The following is a 16851-nucleotide window of genomic DNA, read 5'->3' as shown; positions in this document are numbered from 1 at the left end:
CGCGTGTGTGCGTACGCCCCCTCGCACGGGCGCCGCATCGCAGGTGGGGCGCCCGTGCGACAGACCATAGACTGGTGCGCTGCTGACAGCCGAGATAGCGAGGTAGACCCCAGTGAAGCTCGTCTTCGCAGGCACCCCCGAGGTCGCCGTGCCCGCCCTGGACGCTCTGATCGCCTCCGGGCGCCACGAGGTCGCCGCCGTCGTGACCCGGCCGGACGCACCCGCCGGACGTGGCCGCCGCCTCGTCGCCAGCCCCGTCGCCCAGCGCGCCGAGGAAGCCGGCATCGAGGTCCTCAAGCCCACCCGGCCGCGCGATCCGGAGTTCCAGGCCCGGCTGCGGGAGATCGGCCCGGACTGCTGCCCGGTCGTCGCGTACGGCGCGCTGCTCCCCAAGAGCGCCCTCGACATCCCCGCGCACGGCTGGGTCAACCTGCACTTCTCGCTGCTGCCCGCGTGGCGCGGTGCCGCGCCCGTACAGCATTCGATCATGGCGGGCGACCAGCTCACCGGCGCCTCCACCTTCCGGATCGAGGAAGGGCTCGACTCCGGCCCCGTCTACGGGATCCTCACCGAGGAGATCCGCGCCACCGACACCAGCGGGGACCTGCTGACCCGCCTCGCCTTCGCGGGATCCGGCCTGCTGCTCGCCACCATGGACGGCATCGAGGACGGCACCCTGCGCGCCGTCGAGCAGCCCGCCGACGGGATCTCCCTCGCCCCGAAGATCACCGTCGAGGACGCCCGGGTCGACTGGACGGCGCCCGCGATGCGCGCCGACCGGCTGGTGCGCGGCTGCACCCCGGCGCCGGGCGCATGGACGGTCTTCCGGGGGGAGCGGCTCAAGCTCATCTCCCTCGCACTGGTCGGCGACCGCACGGACCTCGCACCGGGCGACCTGGGCGTGGGCAAGAACAACGTCTACGTCGGCACCGGGTCGCACGCCGTGGAGCTGCTCTGGGTGCAGCCGCAGGGCAAGAAGCCGATGAAGGCCGCCGACTGGGCGCGCGGGGTGCGGATCGCTCCCGGCGAGCGCCTGGGCGCCGCCGACGTAGGCTGATCCGGTCCCCGTCGGGCCGAGGTCCGCGGACTTCCGCGGCAGCCGCCCCCGGCGCCGCTTCGTTCCATCCCCAGCGTTACGTAACCCCGGAGCACCTTTCACGTGAGCGAACAGCCCCGTAGCCGACCGGCAGCCACCTCGGGCAAGGGCGGCGGCAAGCCGGCCAAGTCGGGCAAGCCGTACCGCCGGCCGCAGAAGGACCCCGTCCGGATGCTGGCCTTCGAGGTGCTGCGGGCGGTGGACGAGCGCGACGCCTACGCGAACCTCGTGCTGCCACCGCTGCTGAAGAAGGCCCGTCAGGACGAGAGCTTCCAGGCGCGGGACGCGGCACTGGCCACCGAGCTGGTGTACGGGACGCTGCGCCGCCAGGGCACGTACGACGCGGTCATCAAGGCGTGCATCGACCGGCCGCTGCGCGAGGTGGACCCGCCGGTGCTCGACGTGCTCTCGCTGGGGGCGCACCAGCTGCTCGGCACCCGGATCCCCACGCACGCGGCGGTCTCGGCGAGCGTGGAGCTGGCCCGGGTCGTGCTCGGGGACGGGCGCGCGAAGTTCGTGAACGCCGTGCTGCGGAAGATCTCCGCGCACGACCTGGACGGCTGGCTCGAGAAGGTGGCGCCCCCGTACGAGGACGACGCCGAGGAACACCTCGCCGTCTACCACTCGCACCCGAGGTGGGTCGTCAGCGCCCTGTGGGACGCGCTGGGCGGCGGGCGGGCCGGCATCGAGGACCTGCTGGAGGCCGACAACGAGCGGCCCGAGGTCACGCTGGTGGCGCGGCCCGGCCGGTCGACCACCCAAGAGCTGCTGGAGGCGGTCGGCGAGGACTCGGCGCTGCCGGGGCGCTGGTCCCCATACGCGGTGCGGATGGCGGAGGGCGGCGAACCGGGCGCGCTGGAGGCCGTCCGCGACGGCCGCGCCGGCGTCCAGGACGAGGGCAGCCAGCTGGTGGCGATGGCCCTGGCGGCCGTACCGGTCGAGGGCCGCGACGCCCGCTGGCTGGACGGCTGCGCGGGACCCGGCGGCAAGGCCGCGCTGCTGGCCGCGCTGGCCGCGGAGCGCGGGGCGTTCCTGCTGGCCTCCGAGAAGCAGCCGCACCGGGCGCGGCTGGTCGAGCGCGCGCTCGCCGGCAACCCCGGCCCGTACCAGGTCATCACCGCGGACGGGACGCGGCCGCCGTGGCTGCCGGGGTCCTTCGACCGGGTCCTGATGGACGTCCCCTGCTCGGGCCTCGGCGCGCTGCGCCGCCGCCCGGAGGCCCGCTGGCGCCGTCGGCCGGAGGACCTGGAGAGCTTCGCGCCGCTCCAGCGCGGGCTGTTGCGCGAGGCCCTGTCGGCCGTCCGGGTGGGCGGCGTCGTGGGCTACGCGACGTGCTCGCCGCACCTGGCGGAGACCCGGGTGGTCGTCGAGGACGTACTGAAGGGCCGCGGCGCGGGCGCCGCCCCGATCGCGGCGGAACTGATCGACGCGCGGCCGTACATGCAGGGGGTGCCGGCGCTGGGCGACGGCCCCGACGTGCAGTTGTGGCCGCACCTGCACGGGACGGACGCGATGTACCTGGCGCTGCTGCGCAGGACGGCTTAGGCCGACTCTTCCGGACGGCCGCCGAGGCCCGGCGGCGGGAGCGGGCGGGAGGCGTACGGGCCCGCCGCCGGGCCGGTCCTCCCGCCGGGGACGGGAGTTTCGGGGTAGTGGCCGGAACCGTTCGACGGCATGGCACGCTTGGGGCATGGCCGTTCAGATCAATCCCAGCATCTTGTCCGCCGACTTCGCCCGGCTCGCCGACGAGGCGAAGGCCGTCCAGGGGGCGGACTGGCTCCATGTCGACGTCATGGACAACCACTTCGTCCCGAACCTCACGCTCGGTGTGCCGATCGTGGAGTCGCTGAGCCGGGCGACGGACATTCCGCTCGATCTGCACCTCATGATCGAGGACCCCGACCGCTGGGCCCCCCAGTACATCGAGGCGGGCGCCGGGTCGGTCACCTTCCACGCCGAGGCGGCCGCGGCGCCCGTGCGGCTCGCGCGGGAGATCCGGGCCAAGGGTGCTCGCGCCTCCATGGCGCTGAAGCCCGCGACGCCCATCGAGCAGTACGAGGACATCCTCCCCGAGCTCGACATGCTGCTGATCATGACGGTCGAGCCCGGCTTCGGCGGCCAGCCCTTTCTCGACATCATGCTGCCCAAGATCCGCCGTACCCGGGAGCTGATCGCCAAGCACGGTCTGGAGCTGTGGCTCCAGGTCGACGGCGGGGTCTCCGCCTCGACCATCGAGCGGTGCGCCGAGGCCGGCGCGGACGTGTTCGTCGCGGGCAGCGCGGTCTACGGAGCGGTCGATCCGGCGTCCGCCGTGCGCACGCTGCGTGAGCAGGCGGGTGCGGCCATCGCGGCGGCCCCCTGGGCTTGCGACCACTGAGACAAGGCTCGGTGAACAGCTCGGTGAACGGGAGCTGTCCAGGCTGATCAACGGCCGCCGTATCTGACAGGATGAACGGCGAGTCGAGAGTGTGAACAGCAGTGAGGAGAACGCGGTGTCTGCAATGTCGGCGGGACGGTCAGCCCTGCGGATGGGACCCGCGGAGCTGGTGCAGGCGGCGGCCATGGCGCGCCGCTTCTACCTGGAGGGAAAGTCCAAGATCCAGATCGCCGAGGAGTTCGGCGTGAGCCGCTTCAAGGTGGCCAGGGTCCTGGAGACCGCCCTGGAGCGCGACCTCGTACGCATCGAGATCCGGGTGCCGGCGGAGCTGGACGCGGAGCGCTCGGACGCGCTGCGGTCCCGCTACGGGCTGCGGCACGCCGTGGTCGTCGAGTCCCCGGCCGATGCCACCGAGGACGCCCCGGACCCGGAGAACCTGGGCGCCGTGGCGGCCGACCTGCTGGGGGAGCTCGTCAACGAGGGCGACGTACTGGGCCTCGCGTGGGGGCGCTCCACCATCCACATGGCCGCCTCCCTGCACCGGCTGCCCCCCTGCACCGTCGTCCAGCTGACCGGCGTGTACGACGCGGGGACGGCCGAGCGCGGGTCCGTGGAGGCCGTACGCAGGGCCGCGCAGGTGTCGGGCGGGGACGCGCACCCCATCTACGCGCCGATGCTGCTGCCCGACCCCGCGACCGCTGCCGCCCTGCGCAACCAGACGGGCATCGCGCGGGCCTTCGAGTACTTCGACAAGGTGACCGTCGCCGCGGTCTCCATCGGGTCGTGGGAGCCGGGGATCTCGACCGTCCACGACATGCTGAGCGACGAGGAGCGGGCTCACTACGCCTCGCTGGGCGTCGCCGCCGAGATGTCGGCCCACTTGTTCGACGCGCAGGGCCGCCGGGTCGGGCGGGACCTCGGCGAGCGCTGCATCACCGTGGAGGCCGATCGGCTGCGCCGGATCCCCGAGGTCGTCGCCATCGCCGGCGGGCTGCGCAAGGCGTCCGCGATCGGGGCGGTGCTGCGGTCGGGACTCGTGACCAGCCTCGTCACCGACACCGCCGTGGCGGACTACCTGCTCACGGAATCCCAGCCCGGGCTGCGGCCCGCCCTGGAGCGGGCCGACCCCGACGAGTGATTGTTCGGATTGGTCCGATTGGCCGGACGAACGGGGGCCGAACACGCGCCGCGGAGGTTCCCCGGTGCGGATGGTGCCGTAATTGAGATCCGAACGGCGGACCGTTCGACGGCCTGCGGGGCGCATACTGGGTGCAATGACAAAGTCCGCAGTACCTCGCCGCCATTTGCCGTCCAGCCCGTTCAAGGCCCCCGTGGAAGCGCCCCTCCGGCACTTCAGCGTCGGCGACCGGGTTACTCACGATGAGCACGGCCTCGGCCGTGTCGTCGCCGTTGAGGAGGGGATCGCTGTCCTCGTCGAATTCGGGCCGGAGGTCCGCAAGCGCATCCTGAGCCCGTACACCAAGATGGCCGCGCTCTGAAGAGAGCGCGCGATTCGCGGGCGAATCGGATATTTGGCACGATCGGTGCATGATCTTTCGGAACGTGCCCCGATCGTTGCTGCGTGTACTGGGGGCCGTGTTCCTTTGTGCGGCGCTGGTCGGCGCGGTGGGTTGCGGCGGGAAGAAACCCGCGCCTACCGCCGCCAACACCGGTGCCGCTAGTCCCGGCGCCCCGGTAGGTACCGCCCCGAGCGGGGCGGAGAGTTCCGCCGTGCCCGTGCCGACGCCCGGGTGGGCGAAGGGGATGGCCACCGTACGGGCCGACGCGCTGCCGCGGCAGGCCCGGGACGTACTCGCGCTGATCGACAAGGGCGGGCCGTACCAGTACCGCCAGGACGGGACGGTCTTCGGCAATTTCGAGAAGATCCTGCCCCGGCAGAAGCGCGGCTACTACCACGAGTTCACCGTGAGGACGCCCGGTGAGCGGGACCGCGGGGCCCGCCGGATCGTGACCGGCGAGGGCGGGGAGTTCTTCTACACGGACGACCACTACAAGACCTTCAAGGCGGTTATCCGATGACCCTGGACCCGCAGCCGCTCGCCCCCGCGCTCGAAGCCGCCGAAGCCGCGGGCTGGGCGACCGTCCGGCTGGACCTGGACGGCGTACGGAGCAAGGCGGAGCTGATGCGGCGGTGCGGCGGGGCGCTGGGGGCTCCCGACTACTTCGGTGGGAACTGGGACGCGCTGGCCGACGCGCTGCGCGACCTGTCGTGGCTGCCGGACGCGCCCGGCCGGCTGGTGGCGGTGACGTCCTGGCGGGGGTACGCGATCGAGCGGCCGGACGACTGGGAGACGCTGCGGGAGATCCTGGAGGAAGCCGTCGACTTCTGGCGCGAGGACGACGGGACCGCCCTGACCGTGCTGCTGGCCGAGCCGCCGGACGGCACGGTGCGTGGCAAGGCCGGCGGCGGGCACTGAGCCGGGCCCCGTGACGCCGGCGGGGCCGAGAGCGGGTGGCGGCTGGGGACGCCGCGGGCCCGGCAAGATCCGAAAGAGTCGGCCCTAGCCCTTCGGGGTCCAGGGCGGGGTCTGCCCCCAGGACCAGACGGGGATCGGGGCCGCGTCGACCGGGGGCGGGTTGGGCCCCGAGTAGATCAGGGCCATGCGGGTGCCCCACTCGATGTAGTACGCGAAGACCGCGCGGAACTCCGGGTCGCCGGGCAGGCCCACCTCGTCGGCGGTGTCCATCAGCAGGTCCACCCAGCGGCGCCGCTGCCGTTCGGTGATCGCGCGGCCCAGGTGCTTGGTGGCCATGTGCCGGTGACCGCCGTGCGAGGCCGTGTACCGCGCCGGGCCGCCGAAGACCTCCGCCAGCCAGACCGCGACGTGCCGGGCGTGCCCGGGGTCCATGCCGGCGAAGACCGGGGCCAGGACCTCGTCGCGCAGGACGTGGGCGTAGAAGGCGTCCGTGAGGCGGTTCATCGCCTCCTCCCCGCCCATCCACTCGTAGATCGTGGGCGTGGTGCCGGGTGTGGTGCTCATGAGGGGATCGACGCCTTTCCGGGGCCGGCCACCTCGGTGACGACGTAGTGCTGCATCTCCTCGATGGCCGTCACGTACGGACGGATCGCCGAGAAGAACGCCGGGAAGTGCTCTCCCTTGCGGAATCCCGTGAGGTGGGCCTCGACCGAGGTCCAGCGGATGCGCAGGATGTAGAGCTCGGGCTCTTCCTCGCAGCGGGCCAGCTCGTAGTCGATGCACTCCGGGGAGGCCGCCAGGGCGTCGGCGGCCCTGGCGTAGGCGCCCTCGAAGGCCGGTCGGTCGTCCAATGCGATCCGGTAGCGGATGTATTCGACGGAGGTGGTCATGGTGTGCGTCTCTCCCTGGGGTCGGGCGTCGATCGCCGCCGGTCCGGGTCGGCGGCGCGTGATCATGCGCGGAAGCGGAGGTGTTGCGGCGTTACGGCCCGGACTCCTCGGAGTCGGCGACGTCCGGGCCCTCGGCCCGCACCTGTCGGACCCGGTCCAGGGACTCGCGAAGGTCCGCCAGCCAGGTGTCGGTGTTGCGTCCGACCAGGCGGACGCACCAGGCCAGCGCGTCGGCGCGGCTGCGGGCGACGCCGCCGGCGACCAGGGTGTCGAGGACCTGGCGCTCGGGCTGGCGCAGGCGGGTCATGACCGGGACCGCGAGGTGGGTGAAGAGGGTCGTTTCCTCGCCCGACCGGACGGCCCAGGACACCTTGCGGCGGTAGAGCTCCTCCGCCTCCCGGGCGACCTCGACCCGTTGTTCGCGGGTGCGCTCGCGGAACGCGGCGACCGACTCGGCGGCCGGGAGGGTTCCGACGACCGTGATCTCCTCCCGGTCCACCGTGACGGACAGGAGCGACTCGTAGACGTCCACCGGCAGGCGCTCGGCGAACCACGCCCGGAGCTGTTCGTTCTGCTCGGTTGTAATCATGTAATCAACGGTGCGTCCGGTGCCGCCTTGATCGCAAGGGCCCGGGCCGTTTTCGTGGTGTTCGGGAAGCTCTTCGTCAGCGATGGCCGGATCTGGCGCCCGGTCGCCGGATGCGGCGGTGGACTCCCGATATCTGGGTAACGTGTGAGGCGAGGGCGGGCTGGTGGACTCCCCGTGTGCGGACCGCGCGGCCGCCTTCTCGATGGTCGGGCAGGTTGTCGGATCCAGCTGGTCGCGGGGGAGGCCCGGATGGCTCGCTTAGTCCTGCCGGAGGAATCCGGCAAGGAGATCGCCGCAGTGATCGACGCGTCGATCTCGCTGTTCTTCGAGTCCTTACCCCGGCGGGACCAGCGGAACTGGGCCCGCGTCTACCTCGACGGCCTCGTGCGCACCAACGGGAAGAAGACCATCCGCAACATCGCCGGATCTGGGGCCGGTTCCGTCGAACAGAGCCTCCAGCAGTTCATCAGCAAATCCCCCTGGGACTGGGCGCCCGTCCGACGCTCCCTCGCACAGCACCTCGAACGCGCCGTCCAGCTCCCGCTGGCCTGGGTGGTCCAGCCGATGGTCATCGAAAAGGCCGGCGACCGCTCGGTGGGGGTCGGCCGGCAGTTCGTCCCCCAGCTCGGCCGCACGGCCAACTGCCAGCAGGCAGCCGGCGTCTGGCTCGCCTCCGGCGACGCGGGCTTCCCCGTCGAGTGGACGCTCACCCTCCCCGGACCCTGGACGTCGGAGGTCCCGCGCCGGCGGCGGGCCGGCATTCCCGACACGGCGCGCTCGCTCACCCCCGCCCAGGACGCCGTACACGCGGTCCGCAGGATGGCCGCCACCTGGCAGCTCCAGCGCAGGCCCGTGGTGATGGAAGTGGCCAACACCGAGATCGGGCGGTGCGTCGAGTCCTTCGCGCTCCAGGACATCCCCTTCGTGTTCAAGGTGGACGGCACCCTGCCCGTCTCCTTCGCGGGGGCCGGTCGGCTCAGGCCCGGACCCCACACCGCGCCCGCCCGGGAACTCGTCGACTCCCTGCGCTCGCGGCGCCGCGCCGTCGAATGGACCCCCTACGGCCGCGCCGGATCAGCGGTGACCCTGCTCGCCTCGGCCGCCGTGTCCGCGAGCGCCGGGGAGGAGGGGCCCCTCGCGGCGCCGAACACCCCGCTGCTGCTCGTCGGAGCGTGGTCCGAGGCGGCCCCGCTGCCCTCGGAGTTCTGGATCACCAACATCGGCGACCGGCCGCTCGCACAGCTGTTCCTGCTGGCCAAGCTCACCGACCGGGTCGCGCTCGACTTCGCCGAGGTGTGCGAACCCGCCGGCATCCGGGACTTCGAGGGCCGGTCCTTCCGGGGCTGGCACCACCACGCCACCCTCGCCAGCGTCGCCCACGCCGCGATGCTGCTCGGAGTCCGCGGGCGCGGGCCCGGGCCGTACACCGGTCAGGCCCGCGGCGTCCACCCGGCCGTCGCGCGCCAACGGCCGCGCCGCTCCGCTCCGGCGGGCCGTCGGGACTAAGGTCCCGTAGGAAACGACCACACGGCCCCGTGCGTCCTGGACGATCAGCCCGGACGTGTAAACACCGGGCCGTGGGAGAATGAAGTACGTGCGTTTCCTCGGCTGCCCTGACGTGGGTAGGACGGGCTCCTCCGATTCGACTGGGATGTTCTGCACGTGCGTTTTCTCAATGACCTGAAGCCGCCGTACGACCTGACGTACGACGATGTGTTCATGGTGCCGAGCCGCTCCGCGGTGGGTTCCCGCCAGGGCGTCGACCTGTCCGCCCCCGACGGCACCGGCACCACCATTCCGCTGGTCGTGGCCAACATGACCGCCATCGCCGGCCGCCGGATGGCCGAGACGGTCGCCCGCCGCGGCGGCATCGTCGTCATCCCGCAGGACATCCCCATCGAGATCGTCACCGACGTCATCTCCTGGGTGAAGACCCGCCACCTCGTGCTCGACACCCCGATCACGCTGGCGCCCACCCAGACCGTCGCCGACGCACTGTCCCTGCTGCCCAAGCGGGCGCACGGCGCCGGCGTCGTCGTGGACTCCGAGGGCCGCCCGGTGGGCGTCGTCACCGACCACGACCTGACCGGCGTGGACCGCTTCACCCAGCTCTCCGAGGTCATGTCGAAGGAGCTCCTGCTCATCGACGCCGACATCGACCCCCGCGAGGCCTTCAACAAGCTCGACGCCGGCCACCGCAAGCTGGCCCCGGCCGTCGACGAGGACGGCAAGCTCGTCGGCATCCTCACCCGCAAGGCCGCGCTGCGCGCGACCCTGTACACCCCCGCCACCGACGCCGACGGCAAGCTGCGCGTCGCGGCCGCCGTCGGCATCAACGGCGACTTCGTGCAGAAGGCCAAGCAGCTGCTCGACGCGGGCGTGGACACGCTCGTCATCGACACGGCGCACGGCCACCAGGAATCCATGATCAGCGCGATCAAGGCCGTTCGCGCGCTCGACCCTCGGGTCCCGATCGTCGCCGGCAACATCGTCGCCGCCGAGGGCGTCAAGGACCTCATCGATGCCGGCGCCGACATCATCAAGGTCGGTGTGGGCCCCGGCGCCATGTGCACCACCCGCATGATGACCGGTGTGGGCCGCCCGCAGTTCTCCGCGGTGCTGGAGTGCGCGGCCGAGGCGAAGAAGTACGGGAAGCACGTGTGGGCCGACGGCGGCGTCCGCCACCCGCGCGACGTGGCGATGGCGCTGGCCGCCGGCGCCTCGAACGTCATGATCGGCTCCTGGTTCGCCGGTACCTACGAGTCCCCGGGCGACCTGCAGCAGTCGGCCGACGGCCGCCTGTACAAGGAGTCCTTCGGCATGGCCTCGGCGCGCGCGGTGCAGAACCGCACGTCGGAGGAGTCGGCGTACGACCGTGCCCGCAAGGGGCTCTTCGAGGAGGGCATCTCCACCTCGCGGATGTTCCTCGACCCGGCCCGTCCGGGTGTCGAGGACCTGATCGACTCGATCATCGCCGGTGTCCGTTCCTCCTGCACCTACGCGGGTGCGGGCTCCCTCGCGGAGTTCGAGGAGAAGGCCGTCGTGGGCGTCCAGTCCGCGGCCGGCTACGCCGAGGGCAAGCCGCTGCACGCCAGCTGGAGCTAGTCCCCCCGCCCGGGACCCGCGTTGCGGCCCCGGTCCCCGTCCTTCCCGGACGGGGACCGGGGCCGTCGTGGCTTCCGGGTCCGGGCTTCCGGGTCCGGGCTACGGTTCGGTCCCCAGGTCCGGTCTCCAGGTTCGGTCAGCGTCGGGGGAGCCGACCCTCCGGTGCTGAACTGTGCACTCCTGCACGGTACTTGGGAACGCGCACGGTGATCTTCATGCCGGCCCCGACGCCCGTTTCGATGACGAGCCCGTGGTCGTCGCCGTAGACCTGGCGCAGCCGCTCGTCGACATTGGGCAGCCCGACGCCCGAGGAGGAGCCCGCGTGCTCCCCGGCCAGGATCCGGCGGAGCAGCGCCGGATCCATCCCGACGCCGTTGTCCTCGATGGTGATCAGCGCCTCCGCGCCCGCGTCCCGGGCCGCGATCGTGATCCGGCACTCCTCGGTGGAGTCCTCCAGCCCGTGCTTGACCGCGTTCTCCACGAGCGGTTGCAGGCACAGGAACGGAAGCGCCACGGGCAGCACTTCGGGTGCCACCTGCAGGGTCAGCTTCAGACGCTCCCCGAACCGGGCCCCGGCCAGCGCCAGGTACTGCTCGATGGAACGCAGCTCCTCGGCCAGCGTCGTGAAGTCCCCGTGCCGGCGGAAGGAGTAGCGGGTGAAGTCCGCGAACTCCAGGAGCAAATCCCGGGCCCGCTCCGGATCGGTGCGCACGAACGAGGCGATCGCCGCCAGGGAGTTGAAGATGAAGTGGGGGGAGATCTGCGCGCGCAGCGCCTTGATCTCCGCCTCCATCAGCCGGGTCCGCGAGCGGTCCAGCTCGGACAGCTCCAGCTGTACGGAGACCCAGCGCGCGACCTCGGTCGCGGCCCGCACCAGCACCGCCGACTCGTGGGACCCGTAGGCCACCAGTGCGCCCAGCATCCCGTCCTCACCGGTCAGCGGGGCGACCACCGCCCACTTCAGCGGGCAGTGGGGCCGCTCGCACTCGGTTCGCACGCTCTGGCTGCGACCCGATTCCAGCAGGACCGCGACCCGGGCCATCACCCGCTCCTCGTGGTGGTCGGCGCCGGGGCCGTCCCAGGCGAGGACGTGTCCGCGGTCCGTGAGGCACAGGGCCTCGGTGCCGAGCAGGGAGCGCAGACGTTTGGCGGCCTTGCGGGCCGCGTCCTGAGTGAGGCCGGCGCGCAGCGGGGGAGCGGCCAGCGAGGCGGTGTGCAGGGTGTGGAAGGTGGCCCGCTCGACGGGGGTGCCGAGGTCCAGGCCGAGGGCGCGTTCGCCGCGCCGGGCCTGCCACCGGCCGCCTGCCCAGCCGGCGCCGAGCAGCAGCGCGGCGGCGGTCGCCGACAGGACCGAGAGCACCGCTCCGGTCACGGAGCACCGCCCTTGCCGCTGCCCGCGCCGCCGCCCACGCGGGCCGGCGCCTCACCCGCCACGTCCTCCGGCAGGTGGAGCCGGGCCAGGATCGCCGCCGTCCCCGCCGGGATCCGCCCGCGCGTAGCCAGCGACACCCCCACCATCGTCACGAACCCCAGCGGCACCGACCACACGGCCGGCCACGCCAGCAGCGTGTTCGCCCAGCCGGCCGGAGCCAGCCCGGCCCGCGTCGCCAGCACCGCGCCGAGTGCCGCCCCGCCCCCCGTCACCAGCCCGGCCACCGCCCCCGGCGCGGTCAGCCCGCGCCACCAGATCCCCAGTACCAGCAGCGGGCAGAACGAGGACGCCGACACCGCGAAGGCCAGCCCCACCGCGTCCGCCACCGGCACGTCCGTCGCCGCCACGCTCCCGACCAGCGGTACCAGGATCGCCACCAGCACCGCGACCCGGAAGCTGCGCACCCCCCGCGAAGGCAGCACGTCCTGGTGCAGCACGCCGGCCACCGCCATCGTCAGCCCCGACGCCGTCGACAGGAACGCCGCGAACGCGCCCCCGGCCAGCAGCGCCCCCAGCAGCTCCCCCGCCGTCCCGCCCACCATCCGGGCCGGCAGGACCAACACCGCCGCGTCGGCCTCGCCGGTCAGGGCCAGCTCGGGGGCGTAGATCCGGCCCAGCACCCCGTACACGGGAGGCAGCAGGTAGAAGGTGCCGACCAGTCCGAGCACCACCAGCGTGGTCCGCCGCGCCGTCCGCCCGTTCGGGCTCGTGTAGAAGCGCACCGCCACGTGCGGCAGCCCCATGGTTCCGAGGAAGGTGGCCAGGATCAGCCCGTACGTCGCGTACAGCCGCAGCTCAGGCCGGTCCCCGGACAGCGGCTGCGACCAGCTCGACACGCCGGGTCCGGCCTCGGTGCGGGTCTGCGGCACCGGTGAGTCCGGTGCGAAGGCCAGGCGCGTGTGCGCCCGTACGGAATGCTGCCCGGAGGCGAGGGTCACGGGCTCGTCCTCGTACGCGTGCCCGTCCACCCGGCCGGTCACCGTCACCGTCAGCGGCGCGTCCACGGACAGCCGTACGTCCTCGGCCAGGGTGACGGCGGTGTGCTCGCGGAAGACCGCTGGGGCGTCGAAGCCGGCGCGCGGCGCGCCGTCCCCCGCCCAGGCCGCCAGCAGGAAGAACACCGGGACCAGCAGGGCGGTCAGTTTCAGCCAGTACTGGAAGGCCTGCACGAAGGTGATGCTGCGCATGCCGCCGGCCGCGACCGCCGCCGTCACCACGCAGGCGACGACCACCCCGCCCACCCAGTGCGGGGCCCCGGTCAGGATCTGCAGCGTCAGGCCCGCGCCCTGGAACTGCGGCAGCAGGTACAGCCAGCCGACCCCGAGCACGAACAGCACCGCGATCCGCCGCACGGCCTGCGATTCGAGGCGGGCCTCGGCGAAGTCGGGCAGCGTGTAGGCGCCCGAACGGCGCAGCGGGGCCGCCACGAGCACCAGCAGGACCAGGTACCCGGCCGTGTAGCCCACCGGGTACCAGAGCATCTGCGGACCCTGGAGCAGGACCAGGCCGGCCACGCCGAGGAAGGAGGCCGCGGAGAGGTACTCGCCGCCGATGGCCGCGGCGTTGAGGCGGGGGCCGACCGTGCGCGAAGCCACGTAGAAGTCGGAGGTTGTCCGGGATATCCGCAGGCCCAGCGCGCCGACCAGCACCGTGACCAGGACGACGACGGTGACCGCGGTCAGCGCGTACGTGTGGTTCACCGGTCGGGTCCCTTCGGCTGGGGGCCGCGGGGCGGCGGGGCGGGGTCACGGGAGTCTACGCATGCCCCCGGGCCGCTCGACAGGCCCTCGCGCACGCCTTCCCGGCCACGGCGCCAGTGCCTGTCCGAGAGGTCGCCCCTCAGCGCAAGTCCAGCTCGCCCACTGTCTGGCCTCCGCTGGTCTCACCCGTCAGACGGAACCCGAGCCCGAGGTAGAAACCCTCGGGGCCGCCCGTGCCCGGATGCCACGTCGCGGTCAGACGGGTGCCGCCGCGACGGCGAATTTCAGCGGCGACGGACTCGACCGCGAAGCGACCGTAACCGCGAGCCTGTTCGCCGGCCGCGATGTTGAGCCGCCAGAGACCCGACCGGATGTCCGTGCCCGTGCCGTCGCCCTTCCAGTCGATGCCGTGGAAGGCCATGAGGAAACCGACCGGACGGTCACCGTCGACGATGAGGCGGGGCCAGGCCATGCCGGGATGGACATACGCCTCGGCCAGAGATTTCACGACCGGCGCGACCAAGTGCTCTTGGTCCGGACGGACCCGCAGAGCGATTGCGACGTCGAAGTTGGCCGGGGTGATCTCCCGCAGAGAGAGTGTGGTCGTCATGCAGGAACCCTAGGCCAGTAGATCAACTGGATTCTGCGGCCGCCTTGAGGCTGCCGGGGACGACCCGTATCCATGAACGGGCGCGCCCCATCGGACAGCTCCCTGGTGCCGTGACCGTCAGAGCGCGGGGTCGCGGTGCTCCGCGCAGTCGCGCAGGGCGATCTCCAACTCCACGTACGACTCCTCGGCGCGCCGGAAGGCCAGCGTCAGTGCCGCCTCCGCCCGGGGCGGCACCTGCCCGCGCACGCCCTCGTGGGCCTCGTACAGTACGTCCGCCCAGCGGGCGGCCGCGCTGCGCAGGCGGGCCAGCAGGGCCTCGGCCTCGACGGGCCCGGCCGGACGTGTGCGGGGAAGCCCGGTCAACGTGTCGAGCAGCGCCTGGATTTCGGACATCTGCTACCTCCCGGGGCGGAAGATCCACGATACGCGCGGCCGGCCGGCCCCGGCGCCGGCCCCGCGACCCCTGCGGCCGACGGCCCCGGCGGATCGCCGTACGCCCCTCCCGGAACGGTGAACGGGCGGCATGAGCGCCGGACGGTCGGCAAGACCCGCCCGCCGGCCCCCGGCCCCCGCCCGCCGGCCCCCGGCCCCAACCTCAGCGCACGGCCCGGCGCATCAACAGGTCCCGCAGTTCCCGCGCGTGCCGTCGGCTCACCTGGAGTTCGGCCGGTCCGACGCGCACCGTGGTGGTGCCGGCGTCCAGGCGCAGTTCGTCGATGCGGCCCAGTGCCACCAGATGGCGGCGGTGGATGCGGACGAACCCGCGCGCGGCCCACCGCTCCTCCAGCGTGGACAGCGGTATCCGCACCAGGTGGCTGCCGTCGTCGGTGTGCAGCCTGGCGTAGTCGCCCTGGGCCTCCACGTACGCGATGTCCGCGATCGCCACGAATCGGGTGACGCCGCCCAGTTCGACGGCGATCTGGTCGGGGGCGCGGTCCGGACCGTGGTCGGCGGCCGCGGACGCGGGGCCCGCCACGGGGGCCGGCGGACGCGGCGCCGCTTCGAGGAGGGCGGACTCCGGCGGCAGCTCTGCCCGGCCGGACTGCGCGCAGGCCCGCCGCACGGCCTCGGCCAGCCGCTCCGGCCGCACCGGTTTGAGCACGTAGTCCACGGCCTTGAGGTCGAAGGCCTGTACGGCGAACCCCTCGTGGGCGGTGACGAACACGATCAGCGGCGGCCGCGCGAACCCGGCCAGCAGCCGGGCGATGTCCAGCCCGGTCAGTCCCGCCATGTGGATGTCGAGGAAGACCACGTCGATGCCGTCGGCCCCGTCCGGGCCGCTCTCCAGCGCGCGGGTGATCCGGCGCAGCGCCTCGGTGGCGTCCGAGGCACCCTCGGCGCTGCGTACGCGGGGGTCGGAGCGCAGCAGGTAGAGGAGCTCTTCGAGCAGGGGCTTCTCGTCGTCGACGGCCAGAACGCGCAGCATGGCGCGGAGTCTAGTGCTGTGGCCGGGCAGGTCCACCGGGGGCGACCCGTGGACCTCCCCGGCCACAGCACGGGCGGTATGGTGCGCGGCCCCTGCCTCGGGGGGAGGAGAGGCAGGGGCCGCGCCGTCAGGTGGTCAGGGGCCGCGCCCTCCCGGGGCGCGGAGGTGCGGCTACTTGCCGGTGATGAGCTTGCCGTCGGGGGCGACCGCGTACCAGGTGCCGCCGACGCCCTGGCCGTTGGTGTCGCCGGCCTTCTTGTCGCCGCTGAAGGTGTAGACGGGCCAGCAGTTCACCGTCTGCTGCTTCTTGCCGTCGGGGCGGTCCAGGACCAGGTAGTTCTTCTCGATGATTCCCTTGGCGTTCGCCTGGTCCACCGGCGGCACGACCGGCCACTTGGCCTCGCAGTCGCCCTCGCACTTGGAAACCATCGGCCAGGCGGTGTCGGGCTTGAACCGGTAGACGGTCATCCCGTTGCCGTCGACGATGTGGTCGCCCAGCTTGGGGTCCTTGGCCACGGTCAGCGCGCCCTCGGCCTGGTCCGCGCCGGCCGGAGGGGCGGCCGGAGCCGCGGCGGCCGGCTTCGCCGCCTTCTTGCCGTCGGGAGCGGCCGCGAACCAGGTGCCGCCGACGCCCTGCCCGTTGGTGTCGCCCGCCTTCGTGTCCTTGGAGTACCGGTACACGGGCCAGCCGGCCACCGTCAGCTGCTTGCTGCCGTCGGTGCGGACCACCTCGCCCAGGAGCGCCGGGTCGGTGCCCGCGGCGGCGGTCGCGTCACCGGCGGCGACCACCGGCCACGTCTTCGCGCAGTCCCCGTCGCAGTTCGACTTCGGCGGCTTCGCGGTGTCCTTGTCGAAGCGGTACAGGGTGAAGCCCGCGCTGTCGGTGAGGACCGGGCCCAGTTGGTCGTCCGGTGTGACGGCCAGCTGGCCCGCGGGCTTGGCGGCGCCGTCCAAGGCCGAGCCCGAGCCGGAGCCCGAGCCCGCGGCTTCGCCGTAGCCGTACCCGTCGCCGTTGCCGGAGGTCTGGGCGGAGGCGACGGCGCCGGCCGGCGCGGTGGTGTCGCCTGCCTTGTCGCCCCCGCCGCAGGCGGTCGCGCCGAGTGCGACGACGACCGCCACGGCCGCCAGGGTGGTTCCGCGCTTGATACCCATGGTGAACTCTCCCACGTGTGGTCCCGGTGTCCGCCG

Annotated in this window: 18 protein-coding genes; 9 read left to right on the top strand and 9 right to left on the bottom strand. The window is 72.9% G+C overall.

The features are described from left to right. Positions 1 to 112 precede the first annotated feature (112 nt). From fmt to ACFWBY_RS33490, 7 genes are all read left to right on the top strand, one after another. Positions 113 to 1057 carry a methionyl-tRNA formyltransferase gene (fmt, locus tag ACFWBY_RS33520; protein ID WP_385344395.1) on the top strand — a complete coding sequence of 315 codons (945 nt, stop codon included), beginning with the start codon at positions 113 to 115 and terminating at the stop codon, positions 1055 to 1057. Between the two features lie 102 nt (positions 1058 to 1159). Further along, a complete protein-coding gene (locus ACFWBY_RS33515; RefSeq protein ID WP_385344398.1) occupies positions 1160 to 2641 on the top strand; it encodes an RsmB/NOP family class I SAM-dependent RNA methyltransferase in 1482 nt (493 codons plus the stop codon). Between the two features lie 145 nt (positions 2642 to 2786). After that, complete coding sequence (gene rpe / locus ACFWBY_RS33510; protein ID WP_385344400.1) at positions 2787 to 3473, top strand: ribulose-phosphate 3-epimerase; 687 nt, start codon at positions 2787 to 2789, stop codon at positions 3471 to 3473. 91 nt (positions 3474 to 3564) lie between these two features. Further along, on the top strand, positions 3565 to 4611 hold the full coding sequence (locus ACFWBY_RS33505) for a sugar-binding transcriptional regulator (protein WP_214948230.1): 1047 nt from the start codon (positions 3565 to 3567) through the stop codon (positions 4609 to 4611). Between the two features lie 136 nt (positions 4612 to 4747). Further along, entirely contained in the window at positions 4748 to 4972 is a 225-nt protein-coding gene (locus ACFWBY_RS33500) for a hypothetical protein (protein ID WP_112452447.1), read from the top strand. Positions 4973 to 5021: 49 nt separating this feature from the next. Next, positions 5022 to 5513, top strand: a complete 492-nt coding sequence (locus tag ACFWBY_RS33495) for a ribonuclease domain-containing protein (protein WP_385344405.1) — start codon at positions 5022 to 5024, stop codon at positions 5511 to 5513. Then, positions 5510 to 5911 carry a barstar family protein gene (locus ACFWBY_RS33490; protein WP_385344407.1) on the top strand — a complete coding sequence of 134 codons (402 nt, stop codon included), beginning with the start codon at positions 5510 to 5512 and terminating at the stop codon, positions 5909 to 5911. Before ACFWBY_RS33495 ends, ACFWBY_RS33490 begins: the two co-directional genes overlap by 4 nt. An 84-nt stretch (positions 5912 to 5995) precedes the next feature. Here ACFWBY_RS33490 and ACFWBY_RS33485 read toward each other — a convergent pair whose 3' ends face one another. From ACFWBY_RS33485 to ACFWBY_RS33475, 3 genes are all read right to left on the bottom strand, one after another. Next, the gene (locus ACFWBY_RS33485; protein ID WP_385344410.1) at positions 5996 to 6475 is read right to left on the bottom strand and encodes a group II truncated hemoglobin; all 480 of its coding nucleotides are present in this window, start codon (positions 6473 to 6475) and stop codon (positions 5996 to 5998) included. Next, the gene (locus ACFWBY_RS33480) at positions 6472 to 6801 is read right to left on the bottom strand and encodes a putative quinol monooxygenase (RefSeq protein ID WP_385344413.1); all 330 of its coding nucleotides are present in this window, start codon (positions 6799 to 6801) and stop codon (positions 6472 to 6474) included. Before ACFWBY_RS33480 ends, ACFWBY_RS33485 begins: the two co-directional genes overlap by 4 nt. Positions 6802 to 6892: 91 nt before the next feature. Further along, entirely contained in the window at positions 6893 to 7390 is a 498-nt protein-coding gene (locus ACFWBY_RS33475; protein ID WP_385344415.1) for a hypothetical protein, read from the bottom strand. Between the two features lie 249 nt (positions 7391 to 7639). Between ACFWBY_RS33475 and ACFWBY_RS33470 the strand changes: the two genes are divergently transcribed. Together ACFWBY_RS33470 and ACFWBY_RS33465 are read left to right on the top strand one after the other, a co-directional pair. Continuing rightward, complete coding sequence (locus ACFWBY_RS33470) at positions 7640 to 8896, top strand: IS701 family transposase (protein WP_385344418.1); 1257 nt, start codon at positions 7640 to 7642, stop codon at positions 8894 to 8896. A gap of 156 nt (positions 8897 to 9052) precedes the next feature. Then, complete coding sequence (locus ACFWBY_RS33465) at positions 9053 to 10495, top strand: GuaB1 family IMP dehydrogenase-related protein (protein WP_385344421.1); 1443 nt, start codon at positions 9053 to 9055, stop codon at positions 10493 to 10495. A 136-nt stretch (positions 10496 to 10631) separates the two neighbouring features. On the opposite strand, the gene ACFWBY_RS33460 is transcribed toward ACFWBY_RS33465, so the two are convergent. The 6 genes from ACFWBY_RS33460 to ACFWBY_RS33435 all read right to left on the bottom strand — a co-directional run bounded on the left by ACFWBY_RS33460 (position 10632) and on the right by ACFWBY_RS33435 (position 16815). Beyond that, complete coding sequence (locus tag ACFWBY_RS33460) at positions 10632 to 11867, bottom strand: histidine kinase (protein WP_385343543.1); 1236 nt, start codon at positions 11865 to 11867, stop codon at positions 10632 to 10634. Beyond that, positions 11864 to 13627, bottom strand: coding sequence for a cation acetate symporter (locus tag ACFWBY_RS33455; RefSeq protein WP_385343540.1), 1764 nt, complete (start codon positions 13625 to 13627; stop codon positions 11864 to 11866). Before ACFWBY_RS33455 ends, ACFWBY_RS33460 begins: the two co-directional genes overlap by 4 nt. Before the next feature lie 139 nt (positions 13628 to 13766). Beyond that, a complete protein-coding gene (locus tag ACFWBY_RS33450) occupies positions 13767 to 14237 on the bottom strand; it encodes a GNAT family N-acetyltransferase (protein ID WP_385343537.1) in 471 nt (156 codons plus the stop codon). Between the two features lie 117 nt (positions 14238 to 14354). Next, positions 14355 to 14630 (bottom strand): hypothetical protein, encoded by a 276-nt coding sequence (locus ACFWBY_RS33445; RefSeq protein ID WP_214948238.1) that lies wholly within the window; start codon positions 14628 to 14630, stop codon positions 14355 to 14357. 202 nt (positions 14631 to 14832) lie between these two features. Beyond that, entirely contained in the window at positions 14833 to 15663 is an 831-nt protein-coding gene (locus tag ACFWBY_RS33440) for a LytR/AlgR family response regulator transcription factor (protein WP_385343534.1), read from the bottom strand. Between the two features lie 171 nt (positions 15664 to 15834). Then, positions 15835 to 16815, bottom strand: a complete 981-nt coding sequence (locus ACFWBY_RS33435; protein WP_385343531.1) for an SCO0930 family lipoprotein — start codon at positions 16813 to 16815, stop codon at positions 15835 to 15837. Positions 16816 to 16851 lie beyond the last annotated feature (36 nt).

This window comes from Streptomyces sp. NPDC060049, from assembly GCF_042736715.1.
In the GTDB taxonomy this organism is placed as follows: Bacteria; Actinomycetota; Actinomycetes; order Streptomycetales; family Streptomycetaceae; genus Streptomyces.
Note: the sequence above shows the minus strand (reverse complement) of the source record. Positions and strands in the feature narration are given on the sequence as shown.

What these genes read in the sequence shown, in the direction of transcription:
- ACFWBY_RS33470 (WP_385344418.1), top strand. Translation starts at nt 7,640, where the DNA reads ATGGCTCGCTTAGTCCTGCCGGAGGAATCCGGCAAGGAGATCGCCGCA.
- ACFWBY_RS33500 (WP_112452447.1), top strand. Translation starts at nt 4,748, where the DNA reads ATGACAAAGTCCGCAGTACCTCGCCGCCATTTGCCGTCCAGCCCGTTC.
- ACFWBY_RS33485 (WP_385344410.1), bottom strand. Translation starts at nt 6,475, where the DNA reads ATGAGCACCACACCCGGCACCACGCCCACGATCTACGAGTGGATGGGC.
- rpe (WP_385344400.1), top strand. Translation starts at nt 2,787, where the DNA reads ATGGCCGTTCAGATCAATCCCAGCATCTTGTCCGCCGACTTCGCCCGG.
- ACFWBY_RS33490 (WP_385344407.1), top strand. Translation starts at nt 5,510, where the DNA reads ATGACCCTGGACCCGCAGCCGCTCGCCCCCGCGCTCGAAGCCGCCGAA.
- ACFWBY_RS33475 (WP_385344415.1), bottom strand. Translation starts at nt 7,390, where the DNA reads ATGATTACAACCGAGCAGAACGAACAGCTCCGGGCGTGGTTCGCCGAG.
- ACFWBY_RS33495 (WP_385344405.1), top strand. Translation starts at nt 5,022, where the DNA reads ATGATCTTTCGGAACGTGCCCCGATCGTTGCTGCGTGTACTGGGGGCC.
- ACFWBY_RS33445 (WP_214948238.1), bottom strand. Translation starts at nt 14,630, where the DNA reads ATGTCCGAAATCCAGGCGCTGCTCGACACGTTGACCGGGCTTCCCCGC.
- ACFWBY_RS33435 (WP_385343531.1), bottom strand. Translation starts at nt 16,815, where the DNA reads ATGGGTATCAAGCGCGGAACCACCCTGGCGGCCGTGGCGGTCGTCGTC.
- ACFWBY_RS33450 (WP_385343537.1), bottom strand. Translation starts at nt 14,237, where the DNA reads ATGACGACCACACTCTCTCTGCGGGAGATCACCCCGGCCAACTTCGAC.
- ACFWBY_RS33440 (WP_385343534.1), bottom strand. Translation starts at nt 15,663, where the DNA reads ATGCTGCGCGTTCTGGCCGTCGACGACGAGAAGCCCCTGCTCGAAGAG.
- ACFWBY_RS33480 (WP_385344413.1), bottom strand. Translation starts at nt 6,801, where the DNA reads ATGACCACCTCCGTCGAATACATCCGCTACCGGATCGCATTGGACGAC.